Here is a 20411-nt window from a genome sequence, read left to right as displayed (position 1 = left end):
TCTCTATGAAAACCAACACCTTACTCCTTTTTGTGGCCCTGCTGGCAACCGCCTGCGAGAGCCAGCTCGACCTGTCTCCCGTAACGAACCTGACCAATGCCACTTATTACAAAACCGCCGACGATGCCAAAGCGGCACTGGGAGCGTGTTACAATGCCATTGGGAATCTGGACCCGAACCTGGACATCACCACCACCGACGACGCCATTCCCTTTCTGACGGGTGACGCCAACCGGCCGTTGCTTTGGCGGTATGACATCACGCCCGCCAATTCCTTCGTCAGCCTGTATTCACCGGCCTACCGAGGCATCAACCGCTCCAATACCGTCATCGACCGCTTGCCCGGTATTGCGATGGATGAAACACTGAAAAAACGGTATATCGCCGAAGCGAAATTCCTGCGGGCGTTGCATTATTTCAATCTCGTGCGGCTCTACGGCGATGTGCCGCTGGTAACGAAAGAAACCACCTCACTGGAAGGCCTGGAACTCCCCCGGTCACCGGCCAACGACATCTACGCCCTGATTGAAGCTGATCTGAAAGAAGCCGAGAGCGTTTTGCCGGTTACCTTTCCGGCCAGCGAGTCGGGCCGGGCTACGCAGGGAGCGGCCAAAGGGATGCTGGCGAAACTCTACCTCTGGCGGGCCGGAACGACCGCGGGCTCGCCTTTCTGGACGCAGGCGGCAGCCAAAGCGAAGGAAGTAATCGACCAGGGCGTTTATGCACTGTATGACAATTATGCTGATGCGTTTGCGCTCACGGCGCGGGGTGGCAAGGAGAATATCTTTGAAGTGCAATACCTGACCGATGTGCGTGGCCACAACATTGGGCGCGGTTTTGGCGTCCGGGCGGCCCTTATTTACCCCAGTGGCGGAGCGGGCATTGCGCGGGTCAGTGCCAGTTTATTCAATGCCTATTCCGCTAACGACAAACGGAAGCCGGTTACGTTCATCACGTCGTATGTCTACAACGGGGTGACGACCACGCTTTCCATTACCGACCCTGATCCCACGAAGGCAGTTTCTTTCCAGAAACTGTGGGACAAAACTGCCAGAACCAACGGCGGTGAAGGCACCAGCATTCCGATCCTGCGGTTTTCCGATGTATTGCTGATGCAGGCCGAAGCGCTGAATGAAGTGAACAATGGACCGACCACGGAAGCGTATGCGGCCATCAACAAAGTGCGAATCCGGGCCGGACTGACGGCGTTGACGGGCCTGAATTACCAGCAATTTAAGGATGCGGTCATGCTGGAACGCCGACTGGAACTGACGTTCGAGAACAACCGCCGGTTCGATCTCATCCGGACGGGCAAGCTGGTCGAGGCCGTGAAAGCTGACAATACGTTCAACCGGAATCCGGTCATCAAGCCTTTCCACGTTTTGCTGCCCATTCCGCAGGTGGATATGGATGCCAATCCGAGTCTGGTTCAAAATCCCGGCTATTGACATCGTGTGGGTTTACCAATCACCAAATCGTATGACAACTGATCCCATACATTCTAACCGACGCATTTTCCTGAAAAGTGCGGCCCTGGCAACGGCGTCACTCCTGGCGTCGATAAAAGGCATTTCCGGCAAAAAAGCCCCCGCCATTGTGCTGCGGTCGTCGTGGCAAACGGTCAACATCGGCGACATTGGACACACCCCCGGCGTCCTCTCGCTGCTGGAAAAATACCTGCCCGACGCCAGCATCCGGCTCTGGCCAAGCAGCGTCGGAAATGGCGTTGAGGAGTTGCTCAAACGCCGGTTTCCCAAGGTCGCCATCGTCCAGACACCGGAGGAGATTGCGGCCACCCTGAAAGAATGCGACTTTTTGCTGCACGGCTCCGGGCCGTCGCTCGTCGCCCGCAAGGATGTGGAACGCTGGTACAAGGAAACCGGCAAACCGTACGGGATTTATGGCATCACCTTTCCCGGTGTCTATGCGCCCGGCCCGGCTGCCAGCAAAGTCAATCCGCTGGACGTCGAGTTGTTGAACAATGCCCGATTTGCGTTTTTCCGGGATTCGGTTTCGCTGGGAATAGCGAAAGAAATCGGGATAAAAAGCCCAACGATGGCGTTTTGCCCGGATGGGGCTTTCGCGGTAGACTTCCGGAACGACCAGGCCGCCAACGCCTTTCTGTCGAAACACGGATTGGAAGCGGGTAAATTTCTGTGCGTGATTCCACGCACCCGGTTTACGCCTTACTGGGAAATTCCTGCCAAGAAAACACCCTTCGACGCGGAAAGAAACGCGATCAATCAAAAGATGAAGGAGCACGACAACGCCCCCCTGCGGGAAGCGATCATTGCCGTGGTGCGCCAGACCGGGATGAAAATCCTGATCGTTCCGGAAGACGAGACCCAGGTCAAACTGGGCAAGGAAATTCTGCTCGATAAACTGCCGGAGGATGTGAAGAAAAACGTGGTGTGGCGCGACCGGTACTGGCTCACCGACGAAGCACTCAGCACCTATCTGTTGTCGGCGGGCTTGTTCGGACTCGAAATGCACTCGCCCATCATGTGCATCGGCCACGGCATTCCGGCCATTGTCTGCCGCTTTGCCGAACAAACCAGCAAAGGCATCATGTGGCGCGATATTGGTCTGGGCGACTGGCTGTTCGACATGGACAAGCCCGAAGAAGTGGCCAGGATTGTTCCGGCGGTTCTGGCCATGGCCAAAGACCCGAAAGCCGCGAAGGCCAAAGCCGCTAAAGCCCGAAGCTTTGTTGAAAAACGCCAGCGCGAAACGATGGCCGTTTTGAGCAAAACGCTGGCGGTCTAGCCATTGGCTCCAACCACTTGAATGACATTCTAACTCATTGCTCTCATGCAAAACCGCCGATCTTTTCTCCAACAAACGCCCGCCCTCATCGGCCTGCTGATGAGCATTCCGTCTCTTGCCAACGCAGCTGGAGCCGCAAAAAAAACCATTCTGCTGCGTTCGGCCTGGCAAACTGTCAACATCGGCGACATTGGACACACGCCGGGCATCCTCACCCTGCTGGAACGGTACCTGCCCGACGTCACGATTCAACTCTGGCCGTCAGACATTGGCAACGGTGTGGAAGAACTCATTCAGAAACGCTTTCCAAAAGTGATCATCCTGAAAGGCCCGGAAAAGATTTCGGCAGCCTTCAACGACTGCGACTTTTTGCTGCACAGTTCCGGGTCTTCGCTGGTGGCCCGCAAAGACGTGGATCGCTGGCACCGGGAAACCGGCAAACCGTTCGGCATCTACGGCATTTCGCTGCACGGCGTTTTCCCGACACCACTGGCCTCCAACGCCACCTCGGCGGCTGAGGTAGAACTGATCAGTAAAGCGCAGTTTATCTTTTTCCGGGATTCGGCCTCGCTCAAGTTTGCGAAGGAAAAAGGAATCACCTGCCCCATCATGGAATATGGTCCGGATGCCGCTTTTGCGGTCGATCTGCGGGATGATGCGTCGGCGAAGGCTTTTCTCGAAGCGCATCAACTGGAAACCGGCCAATTCATGTGCGTCATTCCCCGGCTGCGGTATACGCCCTACTGGAAAATTCCCGCCAAAAAAGCCGCTTTTGACGAGTTTAAGCACACCCGGAATGAGGAAATGAAAGAACACGATCACGCCGTGCTCCGCGAAGCCATCAGCACCGTGGTCCGGCAAACGCCGATGAAAATCCTGATTTGTCCGGAAGACGAAACGCAGGTGGCGATTGGCAAAGAAATGCTGTACGATCCACTCCCCGCCGATGTCAAAGCAAAAGTTGTCTGGCGGGATCGCTACTGGCTCACTGGTGAGGCCATCAGTACTTACATGCGTTCGGCGGGTTTGTTTGGGCTGGAAATGCACTCGCCCATCATGTGCGTCGGCAACGGCGTTCCGGCCATCGTCTGCCGGTTCGACGAACAAACCAGCAAAGGCATCATGTGGCGCGATATTGGTCTGGGCGACTGGCTGTTCGATATGGACAAACCCGCCGAAGTAGCCCGCATCGTTCCGACGGTTCTGGCGATGGCCAAAGACCCAAAAACCGCAAAGGTCAAAGCCGCGAAGGCCCGAAGTTTTGTTGAAAAACGCCAGCGCGAAACCATGGCAACCGTGGGCAAAACGCTGGCAGTCTAGCCAACCCACCAAGCCCACCGGGCTTTTCTATGGATAATCCCGGGTGTAATCCGGAACTCCTCACCCTAACGTCCAACCGAGTACTCATGCCAAACCGCAGAGAATTCCTGAAGCAAACACCGTCACTGATCGGGTTGCTACTCAGTATGCCGTCCCTCGCCAACGCGACATTTCCTGCCAAAAAATCCATCATTCTTCGCTCCTCGTGGCAGACGGAAAACATCGGCGACATTGCCCATACGCCCGGCGTTCTGACGTTGCTGGAAAAGTACCTGCCCGATGTCGAGGTGCGTTTGTGGCCATCCAATGTGGGCAACGGCGTTGAGGAAATGCTGATGAAGCGGTTTCCCAAACTGATTATCCTGAAATCAGCAGAAGAAAAGAAGGCGGCCATTTCCGAATGCGGTTTTCTGCTGCACGGCTCCGGGCCGTCGCTGGTGGGTCGGAAAGAAATTGAACTATGGCGGGAAACCGGAAAACCGTACGGCATTTACGGCATCACCTGGCCCGGCGTATACGGTTTTCCCGAAGACCGCTTGAAGTTCAATCCGGCAGATGTTGAGCTACTCACCAAAGCCCGGTTTGCCTATTTCCGGGATTCAGTTTCGATGGAATTTGCCAAGTCGAAGGGCGTTGCCTGTCCGATTATGGCGTTCTGCCCCGACGGTGCGTTTGCGGTGGACATCCGGAACGACAAAGCCGCCGACACTTTTTTGAAGAAACACGGGCTGGAAACCGGTAAGTTTCTGTGTGTAATTCCGCAACTGCGGTTTTCGCCCTGGTGGGAACTGCCGCAGAAAAAACTGTCGGTCAATCCGGAAAAACATGCCCGGAATGAAGCCATGAAAGAACAGGATAACAAGCCGATTCGGGAAGCCATCATTGCCGTCGTTCGGCAGACGGCGATGAAAATCCTGATCGTACCCGAAAACGAAACCCAGGTCCGGATTGGCAAGGAAATGCTGTATGATCCGCTGCCGGACGATGTGAAAGCGAAAGTCGTCTGGCGCGATCACTACTGGCTCACCGACGAAGCCGTCAGCACATACATTCGCTCGGCGGGATTGTTCGGCATCGAAATGCATTCGCCCATCATGTGCATCGCGCTGGGCATTCCGGCCATCGTTTGCCGGTTTGAAGAACAGACCAGCAAAGGGGCCATGTGGCGCGATATTGGTCTGGGCGACTGGCTTTTTGATCTGGATACGCCCAAAGACGTTGCGGGGATTGTCCCGGCGGTTCTGGCGATGGCCAAAGATCCCAAAGCTGCCAAAGCGAAGGCCCTGAAAGGCAAGCAGTTTGTCAATCAGCGACAAAAAGAAACGATGGCGGTGGTGAAGAAAAACGTCGGAGCCTAGGGGCGGCTTTCGCGTTTTGCCTACGGTTTTGCGCCGACAAACGTTCGTAACTCCCGGTAAATGAGGTTATTTTGCCAGTAGAGCTGCGTCACCATCCCGACGTGTTTTTTGCCCGGCAGAACTTTGTAATCATGCTTTACACCGAGTTCCCGGAGCCGCTCGTGGAATTTTTGAGTACTGCTGGCAATGCTCGGATACGTGCGGCTTCCGGCGTAGATCAGCATCGGCGGACTGGCGGACGTAACCTGGTAGTGAGCCGACATCGCCCGCCAAACCGTGGAATCTTTCCCGAACGGAACGAGGTATTGTTCATCATTGGGATACTCCATTTTCTGCAGATAGTCGAACATATTCAACCCGGCCGGATCATCGAGAATGGCGCCCTTAATGGGATTTTGGGCCAGTCCGAACTTCTGAAACAACCGGTCGTCCGTCGTTAACAAAGCCGCCAGCCCGCCCCCCGCCGAGTGGCCCATGACGAAAATCCGGTTGGGATCTCCGCCAAATTCGGCGATGTGCTGCGAAGTCCAAAGCACGGCGCGAACACAATCGTCGGCCATGCCGGGCACCAAAACCGCCGGGGAAAGGCGGTAATTGATGATGACGGCCACCATCTCCTGTTTGGCCAAGCGACGGCCGATGAACGAATAGAGATTTTTACTACCGCTGTCCCAGTTTCCGCCGTGAATGAAAACCACAACGGGAAAAGGCCGCGCGGCTTTTTGTTTGGGCGCATACACATCGAGTACCTGACGTTCTGCATCGAAATCCGGAGCGTCGGCTTTTACGTACGGAATGTCTTTGGTCCGTACGCTGGGTCGCGCCGTGGCGTATTCATGGATGAAAAGACTGAGCAGGCTCACGGCAAAAAAGGCAACGGGAATTTGCCAGAGCAGTCGGAGAAAGGACATCAGACGAGTAGTTTTGAAAGAGCCATCCGTACATTCTTTTAAATGTAAACAACTGGATGTCAGAACATATTCGGTTGTTATTAAAAAGAATTATAAATGTAAAATGATGAACGCTAAATGTAAAAGTAGTTACCCATCCGGCACTTTTACATTTAGCGTTCATCATTTTACATTTATAATTCTTATCTAATTTTCTAAACCGACAGCACCGATGCCGCCGGTTCATCCAGAAACCAGTGCACCTCGCCCTCAGCGGACCGAATCAGTTGGGCGGGGTGGTTTTCGATATCCTCGGCCCCATTCAGAACCGCATCAACGGCTTCGGCTTTCCCTTTTCCGTAGACCAGAAAGGCCAGATGATGCGCCAGATTGATCAGGGGAGCAGTCATCGTAATGCGGTACACATTCTGATCGTCCAGAAAAACCGCCTTCACCGAAACCGAGGTATCGTGCAAAACCGGCGTGTGCGGAAACAACGACGCGGTGTGCGAATTGTCGCCCAGACCCAGCAACACCAGATCAAAGCGGACCTGTTCGGCCTGATACCGATGCTGAATGGCTTGGGTATACTTCAGCGCGGCTTCTTCCGGCGACAGGCTCGTATCGACCGTAAAAATGTTCTTTGCCGGAATCCGCAGCGGCTCGAATAACGCTTTTTTGACCATCAGCGCATTGCTGTCCGGATCGTCGGAGGGAACGTAGCGCTCGTCGCCGAAGAAAAAATCGACTTTGTCCCAATCCAGTTGGCTGCTGAATTCGGGCGAAGCGAGCAGTTCATACAGTTTTTTGGGCGAACTGCCGCCCGAGAGCGCGACCGAAAACCGTCCCGTCGTGGCAATGGTTTCCTTTGCCGTTCGGATGAAAAATTCGGCCAGTTCCAAAACCGCCAGATCGGCGGTTTTGGAGACGTGTAGAATCGGCTGGCTCATCAATGTTTTCCGTTAAGTGGTAAGGTAAACCAGTGAAAACCGTCCTGCGCAATGAGGGCTTCGGCGTTTTCAGGGCCCCACGAACCGGCGGAATAATTCGGAAAACTCAGGCTCTTCTTACTTTCCCAGGCGTGCAGAATCGGCATGATCAGCTCCCAGGCGGCTTCCACCTGATCGCTCCGCATGAACAGCGTCTGGTCGCCCAGCATCGTGTCGAGCAGCAGCGTTTCGTAGGCTTCGGGCGGTTTTCCGGCATAGGTGCCGCTGTAATCGAACACCAGATCGACCGGATTCAGCGTCATGTCCAGACCGGGCCGTTTGGCCTGCATCTGCAAGCGGATGCTCATTTCGGGCTGAATGCTGAAAACCAGCCGGTTTTGCTGCCAGTTTTCGGCCGATTCGGGTGGAAAAATCGAATGCGGAATGTTCTTGAACTGAATCGAAATGATGGACGCCGACTGCGCCAGGTGCTTGCCGGTCCGGAGGTAAAACGGTACGTCCTGCCAGCGCCAGTTGTCGACAAAAAATTTGAATGCCGCAAACGTTTCTGTATTGGACTCCGGGTTCACTTCCGGCTCTTCCCGATAACCAGCCACTTCTTTCCCTTCAATCCAGCCGTGGCCATACTGCCCGCGAACGGCCGAAAACCGGATCGCGTCGGCATCGAACCGGCGCATGGATTTCAGGACATCCACCCGGCGGTTCCGGATTTCGTCGGCGTCCAGGTTGATCGGCGGTTCCATCGCAATCAGACACAGCAACTGCAAAATGTGGTTCTGCACCATGTCGCGGGTCGCCCCGGCACCGTCGTAATAACCGCCCCGATCTTCCACGCCCAGTTGTTCGGTCACCGAAATCTGGACGTGGTCGATGTAGTTGCGGTTCCAGATCGGTTCCAGCAGGGCGTTGGCAAACCGGAAGGCCATGATGTTCTGAACGGTTTCCTTGCCCAGATAATGGTCAATGCGGTAGATCTGCTTCTCGTCAAAAATATCCTGCAATTGTTTATTCAGGGCTTTGGCCGATTCCAGATCATGCCCGAACGGTTTTTCAATCACAATGCGGGTGCGCTCCATACCGTCTTTCGGACATTTTTTGGCAATGTTGTCCGCAATGATCGGGAAGAAATTCGGAGCCACCGCCAGGTAATAAATCAGGTCGGCTTTCTCGTTCCATTCGGCTTCGTACGACTCGATCCGGCTCCCCAATTCCTGGTAGGTCTTCGTGTCTTTCAGGTCCGAAACCTGATAATAGATGTTCTTGCTGAAGGTATTCCACTGCTCGGCTTTGGCTTTGCCACTGCGTGAAAACAGGTTGATGCCCTCCAGCAGTTTTTCCCGGAACTGATCATCACTGAGTTGGGTCCGACCGGTTCCGATGATTGAAAAATGAGACGGCATCCAGCCGTCTAAATACAGGTTGTATAATGCCGGCGCAAGTTTACGCCAGGCTAAGTCGCCGGTTCCGCCGAAAATGATAAATACGGTGGGTTGCGGTGTGAGCGTTGATTTCATGGTTTACCGGGTAATGGCGTCCAGTGGGTGTGGAAAACGCCTTCTTTACCAATTAGTTCATAGGTGTGAGCACCAAAATAATCGCGTTGCGCCTGAATCAGATTAGAGGGCATGTTTTCGCTGCGAAACGCATCAAAATAGGTCAGGGAAGCCGCAAAAGCCGGCAAGGCAATGCCCGCTGTCAGGGCCGAAGCCACCACCGACCGCATGCCCGGAACGGTTTCGTTCACCAGCGTTTGCACCGACTCGTCAAGCAGCAAATGTTCCAGGCTCGGTGCGTTTTCGTAGGCATTGAAAATCTCATTGAGCAAGGTCGCCCGAATGATGCATCCACCCCGCCAGATTTTGGCAATTTCGGCCAGATTGAGGGTATACCCGTACGAAATCGAGGAACGATACAGGAGATCGAGCCCCTGCGCGTAGGTCATCACCGTACTGAAATACAAGGCCTGCTCCAGGCTTTCCAGCAAGGTATCTTTGTCGATTTCCAGAAGCGACGGTTCATCGCCATACACCGTTGCCGCTTTGACCCGCAACACTTTGTATTTGGACAAATTGCGCATCGACACCGCCATATCGATCGTCGGAATCGGCACTTCCAGATCCATCGCCACCTGCGAGGTCCATTTGCCGGTTCCCTTCGATTTGGCCTGGTCTTTAATCAGATCAATCAGATACTGATCGGAGTCCGGCTCCTTGAATCCGAAAATATCCCGGGTCACTTCAATCAGAAACGATTGCAACCGACCCTCATTCCAGGTTTTGAAAAGTTCGTAAATCTCCTCATTGTCCAGTTTCAACCCTTTGCGCAGCACTTCGTAAGTTTCGGAAATGAGCTGCATCAGACCGTACTCGATCCCGTTGTGCACCATTTTCACAAAGTGCCCCGACGCCCCCGGCCCGATGTAGGTCACGCAGGGAACGCCATCGACTTTGGCGGCAATGGCGTCAAAAATCGGTTTCAGGGTCAGGTAAGCGGCTTTGTCACCGCCCGGCATCATGCTCGGCCCTTTCCGCGCACCTTCTTCGCCCCCGGAAATGCCCATTCCGAAGAAATGAAGCCCCTTGGAATCAAGCGCTTTGTCGCGGATGTCGGTGTCCGTAAAGTGCGAGTTGCCGCCGTCGATGATGATGTCGCCCGGTTCGAGTAGCGGCACCAGTTTGTCGATCACGTTGTCCACCGGTTTGCCGGCGGGCACCAGCATCATGATGGCGCGGGGCTTGGTCAGGCTCTGGGTCATGGCCGTCAGATCCGTAAAGCCTTTGACCGGTTTGCCTTCGCCTTCTTTTTCAAAACCGGCCACCTGGTCGGGATTGATGTCGTAACCGGCTACCGGAAAGCCGTGGTCTGCCATGTTCAGCAGCAAGTTGCGGCCCATCGTACCGAGGCCGATCATTCCAAAATTATACTTCGTTTCTGCCATTGAACTCGTGCAAGTTTAGAGGTGGTATTCGGTAGTACGGTTTTCGGTTTTCAGTATTCGGTTTATGGCAGCTGAAGCGTTCCTAATTTGTGCGTTAGCCAGTATGCGTCAGCCACCGTAAACCGAATACTGAAAACCGAAAACCGTAAACCCTCAAGCGGTTTCGAGCGACTTTTTCTGCGTTTCGATGGCCGCCAGCAGTTTTTCGTAGGGCTTGTTGAATTTATCGATGCCTTCGTCTTCCAGTTTCTGGGTGATTTCGTCGATGTCAATCCCCGCCGTTTTGAGTTTTTCCAGAATTTCGGTCGCCTTGTCCAGATCGTTTTCCAGGCGGCTTTGCGCATCGCCGTGGTCGCGGAAGGCCAACAGTGTTTCCATCGGAATGGTGTCCACAGTGTCGGGGCCAATCAGTTCTTCCACGTATTTGGTATCGGGAATCGCCGGATTTTTGCTGCTCGTGCTGGCCCACAACAACCGCTGCGGTTTCGCACCGAGTTCCTTCAGTTTCGCAAACCGTTCGCTGCTGAACACCCGTTTGTAGATTTCGTAGGCTTTGCGGGCCGAGGCAATGGCTACCTGCGCTTTCAGTTCGGGCAGTCCTTTTTCGTCCAGAATCGGATCAACCATCACATCGATCCGGCTCAGGAAGAAACTCGCCACCGAGGCAATTCCGTCGACCGGCTGACCGGTGGCCGCGCGGGCTTCCAGTCCAGAGATGTACGCATCCGTTACCGCTTCGTAGCGATCCAGTCCAAACAACAACGTTACGTTGATATTGATACCTTCGCTGATGGCGGTTTGAATAGCCGACAAACCGGGCGCCGTTCCGGGAATTTTGATCATCACATTGTCACGATCCACGGCTTTCCAGAGTTCACGCGCCTGCTTGATGGTGCCTTCTGTATCCAGCGCCAGAAACGGCGACACTTCCAGGCTCACGTATCCATCGGCTCCGCGAACTTCTTCTTCATACACCGGCTTAAACAAATCAGCCGCCCGCTGGATGTCGCTGACGGCCAAACCGTAAAATATATCTTCGTTGCTTTTGTCTTCTTTTGCCAGCGCTTTGATGTCTTCATCATAGTCAGAGCTGCTGCTGATGGCCTTCTCGAAAATCGCCGGATTCGACGTAATACCGCGGACGCCATCTTCGTCGATCAGCTTTTGCAGTTCGCCGGAATCCATAATTTTTCGGTCAATAAAATCCAGCCAGATGCTCTGACCAAACTCGTGAATTTGTTTTACGCGATTTGCCATGTATTGAGGGATTTGTAGTTTATGGTTGTTTTGGGACTTTAGTTTACGGTTTTCAGTATTCGGTTTACGGTGGCTGACGCGTTAGTAAGTGTGCGTCAGCCACCGTAAACCGAATACTGAAAACCGTAAACCTACTTCTTTTCCAGTTCAATCACTTTCTTCAGTCTCCGCAGGTGCCGTTCGGCACCGCTGAATTTTGCTTCCAGAAACGCCTGGACAAATTCTTCGGCGACCCGGTTTCCCGTAATACGTCCGCCGAGGCAAATTAAGTTCATATCATCGTCTTCCACACCCTGGTGCGCCGAAAAATGGTCGTTGATCAATGCGGCCCGCACACCCGGAATCTTGTTGGCGACGATGGCCGCTCCTACGCCACTCCCGCAGACCGCCACGCCCCGCTCTACATCGCGGCTGGAAACCGCCTGCGCCAACGGAATGATCAGATCGGGATAATCGTCCAGAGAATCCAGCCGGTACGCACCAAAATCAACGACTTCGTAGCCCAGATTGGTCAGAAATGCTTTCAGCGTTTCCTTCAGTTCGAAACCGCCATGATCAGCGGCAATGCCTATTTTCATGTGTTTTTAGTTTACGGTTTACGGTTTTTAGTTTACGGTGGCTGACGCATACTGGCTAACGCACAAATTAGGAACGCTTCAGCTGCCATAAACCGAATACTGAAAACCGTAAACTTTTCATCCGTAATACCTAATTTAACTGAGCAGCGCCTTCGCCCGCTTCACCACATTCTCCGCCGTGAAGCCAAACTTCTTGAACAAATCCTCCGCCGGAGCGGATTCGCCATACGAGGTCATGCCCAGAATATCGCCTTCGTCGGTGACGTATTTATACCAGCCCATTTCGGCACCGGCTTCCACCGCCAGCCGCTTTTTCAGGGCTTTCGGGAATACTTTTTCCTTGTAAGCCGCGCTCTGCCGGTCGAACAGTTCGAAGGACGGCATGCTGACGACCCGGGCCGAAATATCGTCTTTCTTCAATTGTTCCTGTGCCTGGATCAACAAAGAAACTTCCGAACCGGTGCCCATCAGAATCACATCCGGCTCTTTTTCAGAATCCGACAGAATATACGCGCCTTTTTCCAGTTCCGTCGCCGGGGTGTATTTTTCCTGATCGATGACCGGCAATCCCTGCCGGGTCAGCACAATCACAACGGGTCCGCCGGGATGCTGAATGGCTACGCGCCAGGCCTGGGCGGTTTCGTTGGCATCCGCCGGGCGAATCACCACCACATTGGGCATGGCCCGGAGTGCCATCAACTGCTCGATGGGCTGGTGTGTCGTTCCGTCTTCGCCCAAACCGATGCTGTCGTGCGTAAAGATAAAAATCGGGCGGATTTTCATGATGGCCGCCAACCGAATCGGGGGGCGCATGTAATCCGAAAATACCAGAAACGTCGCCCCGTACGGAATAACCCCTTTCGTTACCGCCAGACCGTTCAGGATCGCGCCCATTGCGTGTTCCCGGATTCCAAAATGGAAAATGCGGCCCTCCCGGTTTTCTACCGAAAAGGAATGGTAATTTTTCAGATCTGTATCCGTCGACGGCGACAGATCGGCCGAACCGCCAATGAGGTGCGGCAATGCGTCGGCAATGGCATTCAGCACTTTTCCGGAGGCTTTCCGGGTCGCAATTTTCTCATCACCGGCAGCAAAAACCGGGATCTTTTTCTCCCAGCCTTTCGGCAATTGGCCGTTGCTCACCAGCTCATACTCCTCCGCCAGTTCGGGGTATTTTGCTTTGTAGGCCTTGTAAAGATCGTTCCATTTGTCCTCTTTCTTCGCGCGCTCTTTCCCGATTCCCCGGTAATACTGCAGCACATCTTCCGGCACGACAAACGATTTTTCGGGATCGAATCCGAATTTTTCCTTCACCAGCTTGATTTCATCGGCACCCAACGGTGAACCATGCGCTTCTGCGGTGTCTTCTTTGTTGGGACTTCCGTAGCCAATATGCGTCCGCACCTTGATCAGCGAAGGCCGTTTGGTTTCCTCCTGAGCGGCTTTCACAGCCTGGTACAAGGCTTCCAGATCGTTGCCGTCGGGGACGACCTGCACGTGCCATCCGTACGACAGAAACCGCTGGGCCACGTCTTCCGTAAACGTCAGATCGGTGCTACCTTCGATGGAAATGTGGTTGTCGTCGTAAAAATAAATCAGGTTGCCCAGTTGCAGATGCCCCGCCAGCGAAGCCGCTTCGGCCGTAATGCCTTCCATCATGTCGCCATCGCTGCAAATGGCATAGATTTTATAGTCAAAAAGCGGAAAGTCCGGTTTGTTGTAGCGGGCGGCCAAGTGATATTGCCCGATGGCAAACCCGACACCGTTAGCAAACCCTTGTCCCAGCGGCCCGGTCGTTATTTCGATGCCCTTCGACAAACCGTATTCCGGGTGGCCGGGCGTCTGGCTGTCCAACTGGCGAAACTGCTTCAGATCGTTCATACTCAGCTCATAACCGGTCAGGTACAGGTAGCAGTACTGCAACATACAGCCATGCCCCGCCGACAGAATAAACCGGTCGCGGTTGGGCCAATCCGGATTTTTCGGATTGTAGTTCATGGCTTCTGTCCAGAGAATATGGCCCATCGGGGCGGCTCCCATTGGCAAACCAGGGTGACCGGAATTGGCTTTCTGCACGGCATCGGCGGCCAGAATGCGGACGGTATTGATGCCTAACTGTTCAATGGACTGGGTTGGGGTTTTCATCGAAAGGGGGGATAATGCTATACGTAGGTTGACTTAGTTAACCCCCCGCCAAAAGGGTTTGTTCGCTTTGGCTGTGTTATTTCGCAGAGTTGAGCGGAGAAAAAAGGAGTTAAGCGGAGTTTTTTTCTCTGATAAACTCCCTTTTTCTCCGCTCAACTCTGCGAAATAACGCTTTTCATTGTATTTTCGAGCATATGAAAACAGCCTTCTTCCGCCTTATTGCCAGCCTTCTTCTGTTAAATCCTATTTTCACGCAGGCGCAATCGTACTCTTTAGAAACCGTCAGAAGTTATCCTTTCCCCTCCGACCTCACCAGTTCGGCCCAGGGATCGCGGCTGGCCTGGGTGTTCAATGAACAGGGCCGCCGGAACGTCTATGTGGCCGAAGGCCCGGATTTTACGCCCCGAAAACTGACCAGCTACACCGAAGACGACGGACAGGAAATCACCAGTCTATCGATTTCGGCCGACGGAAAATGGGTCGTTTACGTACGCGGTGGCGACCACGGTTCTAACTGGGACGAAGCGTTGCCGGTAAACCCATCATCCTCACCCAACCCCATCAAGGTTCAGATCTGGAGCCTTCCCTTTGCGGGTGGCGAACCGAAGTCGTTATCAGAAGGGGATGAACCCCTGATTTCGCCCAAAAATGATCAAATCGCTTTTATCAAAGGCAATCAGATCTGGACGGCCCCCATTGACGGATCATCGCCAGCCAAGAACCTCTTCACGGCCCGGGGCGACAACGGCTCCATTCAATGGTCGCCCGATGGATTGCGGCTGGCCTTCGTCTGCAACCGGGGTGATCATGCTTTCGTCGGGGTTTTCACCAATTCCGAAACACCCATTCAATGGCTTGCTCCCTCCTTTTCGCGGGATCGTTCCCCCCGCTGGTCGCCCGACGGCACCAAAATTGCCTTCGTCCGGACAGCCGGTGCGGGTGGCGCACCCGATTCCCTGCTGGCCCGCAAACACCAGCCCTGGGGAATCTGGACGGCAGATGTCGCCACTGGAAAAGCTCAACCGCTCTGGCAGGCTCCCAAAACGCTGGCGGGGTCGTTGCCCCCCACCCACGGCGGCACCAACCTGCACTGGGCCGCCAACGACCGAATCGTTTTTCTTTCGTACCAGGACGGCTGGCCCCACCTGTATTCGATGCCCTCCACCGGAGGTTCCCCCCTGCTGCTGACGCCGGGCGGTTTCATGGCCGAACACATTCAACTAAGCCCCGACCGCAAGTGGCTCGTTTTCAGTGGTAACACCGGCCCCGACAAACAGGACATCGACCGGCGGCACGTGGTTCGGGTTCCGGTCGACAAAGCCGCCGTGGAAGTGCTGACGCCCGGAGCCGGACTGGAGTGGACACCGGTGGTAACGGGCGACGGGGCAACAATCGCGTTGATCAGTGCCACCGCCCAGCGTCCTCCGCTGCCCGCCGTGATGCCTTTTACGAAAGGAACGCCCCGGCTGCTCGCCCAAAATCTGATTCCTGCCAATTTCCCAACCAGCCAGTTGGTGACGCCTAAACAGGTCATTTTCAAAGCCGCCGACGGCGTAACGGTTCACGCCCAGCTTTTCGAACCGGCGGGCGGACCTTCCAAAAAACCCGCGATTATTTATATTCACGGCGGCCCCATGCGCCAGATGCAACTGGGCTGGAACTATTCCGATTATTATTCCAATGCCTATGCCTGGAACCAGTATCTGACGAGCCTCGGTTTTGCGGTTTTGTCGGTCAATTACCGGCTCGGCATTGGCTACGGTTACGCGTTTCACCAACCCGCCAAGGGCGGCAAAAATGGAGCGGCCGAGTATCAGGACATCCGGGCGGCCGGCGAATGGCTGGCGAAGCAACCCCAGATCGACGCCAGCCGGATTGGGGTATACGGCGGTTCCTACGGCGGTTATTTGACGGCCCTGGCGCTGGGTCACGACTCCAAACTGTTTGCCGCCGGGGTCGATATTCACGGCGTCCACGACATGACCAACGACCGAACCGAACAGGTTTCCCACCAGATCGAACAGATACCGGATGCAAAACTGGCCGCAAAAGTAGCATTTGAATCATCGCCGATTTCGGTGGTCAACACCTGGACTTCGCCCGTGTTGATCATCCACGGCGACGACGACCGCAACGTCCGGGTCAGCCAGAGTACCGATCTGGTCCGTCGGCTGGAAGCAAAGGGCGTCCCGATGGAGACGATGATCATTGTGGACGATACGCACCACTGGATGCGGCACGCCAATGCCCTGAAAGTCGGCAACGCCACGGCGGATTTTTTCAAGCGGAAACTGCTCAAAACCGGCAAGTAAATTCTTTCCGGAGGGCTTCCAACGCATTGCGGTTCAAACTGGTCACTACAGCATGTCCTTATCAACCAAATGCCTGTTTCCCATGAATCGCTTCTTTTTATTGTTTCTGATTGTTCTGTTTTCCAGTTGTGATAAAAGTGACCTCAAACCCGATCTGATTACGATGGAGGTGGCCGACCATTACCAGGATTGCACGGGCGTTGGCCCCATGAAATGCCTGTTGGTCAAAATAGACGGCGCCCCCAACTGGACGTTTCATTACGCGGGTATTGAAGGTTTTGCCTATGAAGAAGGGTTCGAGTATAAACTGACCGTGAAGCGGGAGAAAATCAAAAATCCACCGGCCGACGGCTCCAGTATCCGGTATACGTTGGTCAACGTGATTGAAAAAATCAAACCCTAACCAGGCAAAACCGCTTCGCCCATGAAAACCTTTACCCTTGCCTGTTTATTCCTTTTTTGCTTCTTTACCACCCAGGCGCAACGCTGGCAGGGGCAGATAGGCACCAATGTAGCCACATTACCGGGTCGGTCGCTGGAACTTACGTCGGCCTGGAGTCCGAATCTGAACCAGTGGGCACTGACGTTCCATACCGGATACACCTACCACAATCCGTTCGGCGGTTTTCGTTCCGGGTATGCCTGTGATTGCGGAGTCAATAACCTGAAAACATCGGGGGCGTTTTTCAAGGTGGGTTCCCGCTTTGATGTGGTGCGTCGAACCGGTCGTTCCACCAAAGTGGGCCTACCGATCGGTGTCAATCTGATTGGTTCGCAATACCGGCAGGAAGGAACCATCGAGTCGTTTCCCGAAGGCACATCCATTTATCGCCCCCAAACCGCCAGCGGTTTTGTGTTGGGAATGGGCTTGACGGCGTCTATGAATATCCGGTTTTCGTCCCGCTGGAATCTGGATATTGGCGTTCAGAAGTTCATCGCTTTGCAAAAGCGAACAGACTATTTCCTGTTCGACACTTTCATGTCGCACCAGCCGGGAATCGGCCTTACCGACTGGAAAAACTCCTTTCCCGGTTTGCAGGGGATTGTCGGTTTGAATTACCGGCTGGGGCGGTTGTAGAGCATTTGACCTGGTCATTATTTCAAGGATAGAAGTATTAGTGCGTGATAATTGTACCTTTGCCAAACAAATATAATGTCGTATTTTTTTTGTTAATTTGATATAGGTACATGCCAGAAATTTTCCGCGCCTTTGGGTTTCGATTTCTTTTTTATAGCAATGACCATTTACCAATACATGTGCATGTCCGGAATAGTGATGGTGAAGCACGTTTTTCAGTAAGACCTGTTCGATTGTTGGAAAACAGAGGCATTAAGCCAAAAGATCTAAAAATTGCTGAAGGATTAATCGAAGAAAATGAAGATATTATAGAATTCCGCTGGAATGAGTTTTTTAAATAGCCAACGAAATGAACAACGACGATTTACTAGTCAAACGAGTTTGGTTTGATAAAGAACGGATTTTCGTAGAGTTAAGTGATGGCCGTATTGTTGGAAGTCCACTGGAATGGTTTCCACGCCTGCAACGAGCCACTATTGAGCAGCGCAATCAGTATGAATTAGTCAGTGGCGGATACGGTATTCATTGGGAGCAACTCGACGAAGATCTGTTAGCTACCGGTTTTTTAATGTATTCAAAGAAACTGGCTAAGGTTAACGGCTAAATAAGGCAACTGCTTTTTTTATTCCCAAACCTGTCCCAACTTGCTGCCCTTAATTCAATTATTCCATGTCAACTCCAAATTCCCCCGTGCGGGTTCTCGTTGTCGGCTGCGGCAACATGGGTTCCTCGCACGCCATAGCGTATTCAACGAACGACGGTTTTGAAATCTGCGGCATCGTTTCCACCGGCAAAAGCAAGGAAGTTCTGAACGAGCGTCTCGGCGGTGGCTACGCTTTATTCACCGATCTGGCCACGGCCCTCGCCGAAACCAAACCCGATGCCGTTTGTATTTCGACCTATCCCGACACCCACGAAGCGTTTGCCATTCTGGCGCTCGAACACGGTTGCCACGTATTCATCGAAAAACCGCTCGCAGACACCGTCGAAGGTTCCGAGCGCGTGGTGGCAGCCGCCGAAAAAGCCGGCAAAAAAGTCGTTGTCGGCTACATCCTGCGCCAGCACCCCTCCTGGGAGAAGTTCATCGAAATTGCGCACGAAATGGGCAAACCGCTCGTGATGCGGATGAACCTAAACCAGCAAAGCCACGGCGGCATGTGGACCGTTCACCGGAATCTGATGAAAAGCCTCAGCCCGATTGTCGATTGTGGCGTCCATTACATCGACGTGATGTGCCAGATGACGCGCTCAAAACCGACGCAGGTAAACGCCATCGGTGCGCGGCTGACGGAAGAAATCCCGGCGGGCAACTACAACTACGGCCAGTTGCAAATCCGGTTCGAAGATGGGTCGGTGGGCTGGTATGAGGCCGGTTGGGGACCAATGATGAGCGAAACCGCCTTTTTCGTCAAAGATGTGATTGGACCGAAAGGCTGCGTTTCCATTGTGGCGAAAAATGCCGGAGCCGCCGGTAAATCGGATAACGTGGATTCGCACACCAAAACCGAATCACTCCGGGTTCACCACGCGCCCCTCGACCAAAACGACCAGTTTGTGCAGGAAGACACCTGGATCGACATGCAGGACGAGCCTGACCACCAGGAACTTTGCAACCGCGAGCAACGGTATTTCCTGAAAGCCATTCGGGAAAACATCGACCTGACAGATCATCTACAGGACGCCGTCAACAGCCTGCGCATTGCCTTTGCCTGTGATGAGTCGGTGCGGACCGGCCAGCCGGTAATGTTGTAAATGCTGGTCAAGTGGGGTCGCCCGGCGATTGCAAATCCTGACCAGCAACGTTCGGGCGATCCACTTCCGTAATTTGATACGCGACGGCATGGGCGCCGGGTTCGGCTTCCAGATGAATCCATTGGGCAAAGTGACGGGTGAAACTCGCGCCGTAATAAAAAATCAGCGAGGAGTAAAAAACGAACAGGAGAATCAGCATAATCGACCCTGAAGCACCAAACAGGGAACGAACCGAACTGGTAATTAAAAACCGGTCCAGCACCTGTTCTCCGGCTTCGACCAGAATGCCCGTCACCAAAGCGCCCACCCAAACCGCCCGCCAACGAACGCGGATGTCGGGCAAATACTTGAAAATAACGGCAAACCAGACGGTCAGCATCAGAATCGACAGAAGATGCTGACCGACATCCGTCGACCAGTCATACATCGCGCGCTGTTCCAGGCTATCTTTCAAGGGTAGAAACGTCCGGCGAATGGCCAGCGAAACCGTGAATAAAAAACCAGAAAACAGGATGATGCCCAGCGCAATGACCCGATCGACCAGCAGGTGCCAAACCTGTCTTTTAGCGACGGTCTTCACCCTCCAAAGCTGATTCAATGAATTCTTGATGATGGCGAACAAGGTGGTGGAAGCACCCAGCAAAAGCACAATACTCAATCCGGTTAAGAACGGGTTGGCCCGCTCCTGTTGCAGATGTCGGGAAATATCCTGCAATTGACGGGCACTCTGATAACCAACCAGTTCAGCCAGTTTACGAATCAGCAGGTAGTTCACGCGCTGGCCGTGTTCATCAAACAACTCTTCATACAACTGACTCAGGATAATGACGATGGGCGGTAACGCAAACAGACTGAAAAAAGCCGTTGCTGACGCCATGCGAATGGGGTCATTCGTTTTCAGATCCGAAAAAGCCCGAAATGCTAATTGAAAAACAGGAATGGCTTTTTTCACGGTTGGTCAGGTAACAATACCCTTCACTAACCCTGCGTTCAGGCACATAGTTTAGACGTTTCTCTACTCTTTTGATACCCCACGCTACCTGAAAAGCGTTTATCTTTGCTTTTTC

General features: G+C 53.7%; 18 protein-coding genes. 10 read left to right on the top strand and 8 right to left on the bottom strand.

Features of this window, described 5'->3' with window-relative positions:
• The first annotated feature begins 5 nt into the window (after positions 1–5).
• The 4 genes from ACS5NO_RS25875 to ACS5NO_RS25860 all read left to right on the top strand — a co-directional run bounded on the left by ACS5NO_RS25875 (position 6) and on the right by ACS5NO_RS25860 (position 5444).
• The gene (locus ACS5NO_RS25875) at positions 6–1448 is read left to right on the top strand and encodes a RagB/SusD family nutrient uptake outer membrane protein (protein ID WP_439417817.1); all 1443 of its coding nucleotides are present in this window, start codon (positions 6–8) and stop codon (positions 1446–1448) included.
• A 31-nt stretch (positions 1449–1479) separates the two neighbouring features.
• Positions 1480–2766 (top strand): polysaccharide pyruvyl transferase family protein, encoded by a 1287-nt coding sequence (locus ACS5NO_RS25870; protein WP_439417816.1) that lies wholly within the window; start codon positions 1480–1482, stop codon positions 2764–2766.
• A 45-nt stretch (positions 2767–2811) separates the two neighbouring features.
• Positions 2812–4086: a polysaccharide pyruvyl transferase family protein gene (locus tag ACS5NO_RS25865; protein WP_439417815.1), complete on the top strand. Its 1275-nt coding sequence runs from the start codon at positions 2812–2814 to the stop codon at positions 4084–4086.
• Between the two features lie 86 nt (positions 4087–4172).
• Complete coding sequence (locus ACS5NO_RS25860) at positions 4173–5444, top strand: polysaccharide pyruvyl transferase family protein (RefSeq protein ID WP_439417814.1); 1272 nt, start codon at positions 4173–4175, stop codon at positions 5442–5444.
• Positions 5445–5464: 20 nt separating this feature from the next.
• On the opposite strand, the gene ACS5NO_RS25855 is transcribed toward ACS5NO_RS25860, so the two are convergent.
• The 7 genes from ACS5NO_RS25855 to tkt all read right to left on the bottom strand — a co-directional run bounded on the left by ACS5NO_RS25855 (position 5465) and on the right by tkt (position 14202).
• On the bottom strand, positions 5465–6355 hold the full coding sequence (locus ACS5NO_RS25855) for an alpha/beta hydrolase (protein WP_439417813.1): 891 nt from the start codon (positions 6353–6355) through the stop codon (positions 5465–5467).
• A gap of 194 nt (positions 6356–6549) precedes the next feature.
• Positions 6550–7284 carry a 6-phosphogluconolactonase gene (pgl, locus tag ACS5NO_RS25850; RefSeq protein ID WP_439417812.1) on the bottom strand — a complete coding sequence of 245 codons (735 nt, stop codon included), beginning with the start codon at positions 7282–7284 and terminating at the stop codon, positions 6550–6552.
• Entirely contained in the window at positions 7284–8798 is a 1515-nt protein-coding gene (gene zwf, locus ACS5NO_RS25845) for a glucose-6-phosphate dehydrogenase (RefSeq protein ID WP_439417811.1), read from the bottom strand. Before zwf ends, pgl begins: the two co-directional genes overlap by 1 nt.
• Positions 8795–10222, bottom strand: a complete 1428-nt coding sequence (gnd, locus tag ACS5NO_RS25840) for an NADP-dependent phosphogluconate dehydrogenase (protein WP_439417810.1) — start codon at positions 10220–10222, stop codon at positions 8795–8797. Before gnd ends, zwf begins: the two co-directional genes overlap by 4 nt.
• 153 nt (positions 10223–10375) lie before the next feature.
• A complete protein-coding gene (gene tal / locus ACS5NO_RS25835; protein ID WP_439417809.1) occupies positions 10376–11479 on the bottom strand; it encodes a transaldolase in 1104 nt (367 codons plus the stop codon).
• A gap of 131 nt (positions 11480–11610) precedes the next feature.
• Positions 11611–12057: an RpiB/LacA/LacB family sugar-phosphate isomerase gene (locus tag ACS5NO_RS25830; protein ID WP_439417808.1), complete on the bottom strand. Its 447-nt coding sequence runs from the start codon at positions 12055–12057 to the stop codon at positions 11611–11613.
• Positions 12058–12192: 135 nt separating this feature from the next.
• A complete protein-coding gene (gene tkt / locus ACS5NO_RS25825; RefSeq protein WP_439417807.1) occupies positions 12193–14202 on the bottom strand; it encodes a transketolase in 2010 nt (669 codons plus the stop codon).
• Positions 14203–14396: 194 nt separating this feature from the next.
• On the opposite strand from tkt, the gene ACS5NO_RS25820 reads away from it, so the two are divergent.
• The 6 genes from ACS5NO_RS25820 (at position 14397) to ACS5NO_RS25795 (ending at position 19344) form a co-directional block, all read left to right on the top strand.
• Entirely contained in the window at positions 14397–16514 is a 2118-nt protein-coding gene (locus ACS5NO_RS25820) for a S9 family peptidase (RefSeq protein ID WP_439417806.1), read from the top strand.
• A gap of 82 nt (positions 16515–16596) precedes the next feature.
• Positions 16597–16917 (top strand): DUF4377 domain-containing protein, encoded by a 321-nt coding sequence (locus tag ACS5NO_RS25815; protein WP_439417805.1) that lies wholly within the window; start codon positions 16597–16599, stop codon positions 16915–16917.
• 21 nt (positions 16918–16938) lie between these two features.
• Positions 16939–17592, top strand: a complete 654-nt coding sequence (locus tag ACS5NO_RS25810; protein ID WP_439417804.1) for a hypothetical protein — start codon at positions 16939–16941, stop codon at positions 17590–17592.
• A 110-nt stretch (positions 17593–17702) separates the two neighbouring features.
• On the top strand, positions 17703–17933 hold the full coding sequence (locus tag ACS5NO_RS25805) for a DUF4160 domain-containing protein (RefSeq protein WP_439417803.1): 231 nt from the start codon (positions 17703–17705) through the stop codon (positions 17931–17933).
• Between the two features lie 8 nt (positions 17934–17941).
• A complete protein-coding gene (locus ACS5NO_RS25800; RefSeq protein WP_439417802.1) occupies positions 17942–18196 on the top strand; it encodes a DUF2442 domain-containing protein in 255 nt (84 codons plus the stop codon).
• A gap of 65 nt (positions 18197–18261) precedes the next feature.
• Positions 18262–19344, top strand: coding sequence for a Gfo/Idh/MocA family protein (locus tag ACS5NO_RS25795; RefSeq protein ID WP_439417801.1), 1083 nt, complete (start codon positions 18262–18264; stop codon positions 19342–19344).
• 7 nt (positions 19345–19351) lie between these two features.
• Here the strand turns inward: ACS5NO_RS25795 and ACS5NO_RS25790 are convergent, their stop codons facing one another.
• Entirely contained in the window at positions 19352–20296 is a 945-nt protein-coding gene (locus ACS5NO_RS25790; RefSeq protein WP_439417800.1) for a YihY/virulence factor BrkB family protein, read from the bottom strand.
• Positions 20297–20411: the final 115 nt, after the last annotated feature.

The organism is Larkinella fluvii (genome assembly GCF_051857545.1).
Classification (GTDB): Bacteria; Bacteroidota; Bacteroidia; order Cytophagales; family Spirosomataceae; genus Larkinella.
Note: the sequence above shows the minus strand (reverse complement) of the source record. Positions and strands in the feature narration are given on the sequence as shown.

Excerpts from the sequence above, each read along its gene's own strand:
- ACS5NO_RS25875 (WP_439417817.1), top strand. The coding sequence starts at position 6 with ATGAAAACCAACACCTTACTCCTTTTTGTGGCCCTGCTGGCAACCGCC.
- ACS5NO_RS25870 (WP_439417816.1), top strand. The coding sequence starts at position 1,480 with ATGACAACTGATCCCATACATTCTAACCGACGCATTTTCCTGAAAAGT.
- ACS5NO_RS25865 (WP_439417815.1), top strand. The coding sequence starts at position 2,812 with ATGCAAAACCGCCGATCTTTTCTCCAACAAACGCCCGCCCTCATCGGC.
- ACS5NO_RS25860 (WP_439417814.1), top strand. The coding sequence starts at position 4,173 with ATGCCAAACCGCAGAGAATTCCTGAAGCAAACACCGTCACTGATCGGG.
- ACS5NO_RS25855 (WP_439417813.1), bottom strand. The coding sequence starts at position 6,355 with ATGTCCTTTCTCCGACTGCTCTGGCAAATTCCCGTTGCCTTTTTTGCC.
- pgl (WP_439417812.1), bottom strand. The coding sequence starts at position 7,284 with ATGAGCCAGCCGATTCTACACGTCTCCAAAACCGCCGATCTGGCGGTT.
- zwf (WP_439417811.1), bottom strand. The coding sequence starts at position 8,798 with ATGAAATCAACGCTCACACCGCAACCCACCGTATTTATCATTTTCGGC.
- gnd (WP_439417810.1), bottom strand. The coding sequence starts at position 10,222 with ATGGCAGAAACGAAGTATAATTTTGGAATGATCGGCCTCGGTACGATG.
- tal (WP_439417809.1), bottom strand. The coding sequence starts at position 11,479 with ATGGCAAATCGCGTAAAACAAATTCACGAGTTTGGTCAGAGCATCTGG.
- ACS5NO_RS25830 (WP_439417808.1), bottom strand. The coding sequence starts at position 12,057 with ATGAAAATAGGCATTGCCGCTGATCATGGCGGTTTCGAACTGAAGGAA.
- tkt (WP_439417807.1), bottom strand. The coding sequence starts at position 14,202 with ATGAAAACCCCAACCCAGTCCATTGAACAGTTAGGCATCAATACCGTC.
- ACS5NO_RS25820 (WP_439417806.1), top strand. The coding sequence starts at position 14,397 with ATGAAAACAGCCTTCTTCCGCCTTATTGCCAGCCTTCTTCTGTTAAAT.
- ACS5NO_RS25815 (WP_439417805.1), top strand. The coding sequence starts at position 16,597 with ATGAATCGCTTCTTTTTATTGTTTCTGATTGTTCTGTTTTCCAGTTGT.
- ACS5NO_RS25810 (WP_439417804.1), top strand. The coding sequence starts at position 16,939 with ATGAAAACCTTTACCCTTGCCTGTTTATTCCTTTTTTGCTTCTTTACC.
- ACS5NO_RS25805 (WP_439417803.1), top strand. The coding sequence starts at position 17,703 with ATGCCAGAAATTTTCCGCGCCTTTGGGTTTCGATTTCTTTTTTATAGC.
- ACS5NO_RS25800 (WP_439417802.1), top strand. The coding sequence starts at position 17,942 with ATGAACAACGACGATTTACTAGTCAAACGAGTTTGGTTTGATAAAGAA.
- ACS5NO_RS25795 (WP_439417801.1), top strand. The coding sequence starts at position 18,262 with ATGTCAACTCCAAATTCCCCCGTGCGGGTTCTCGTTGTCGGCTGCGGC.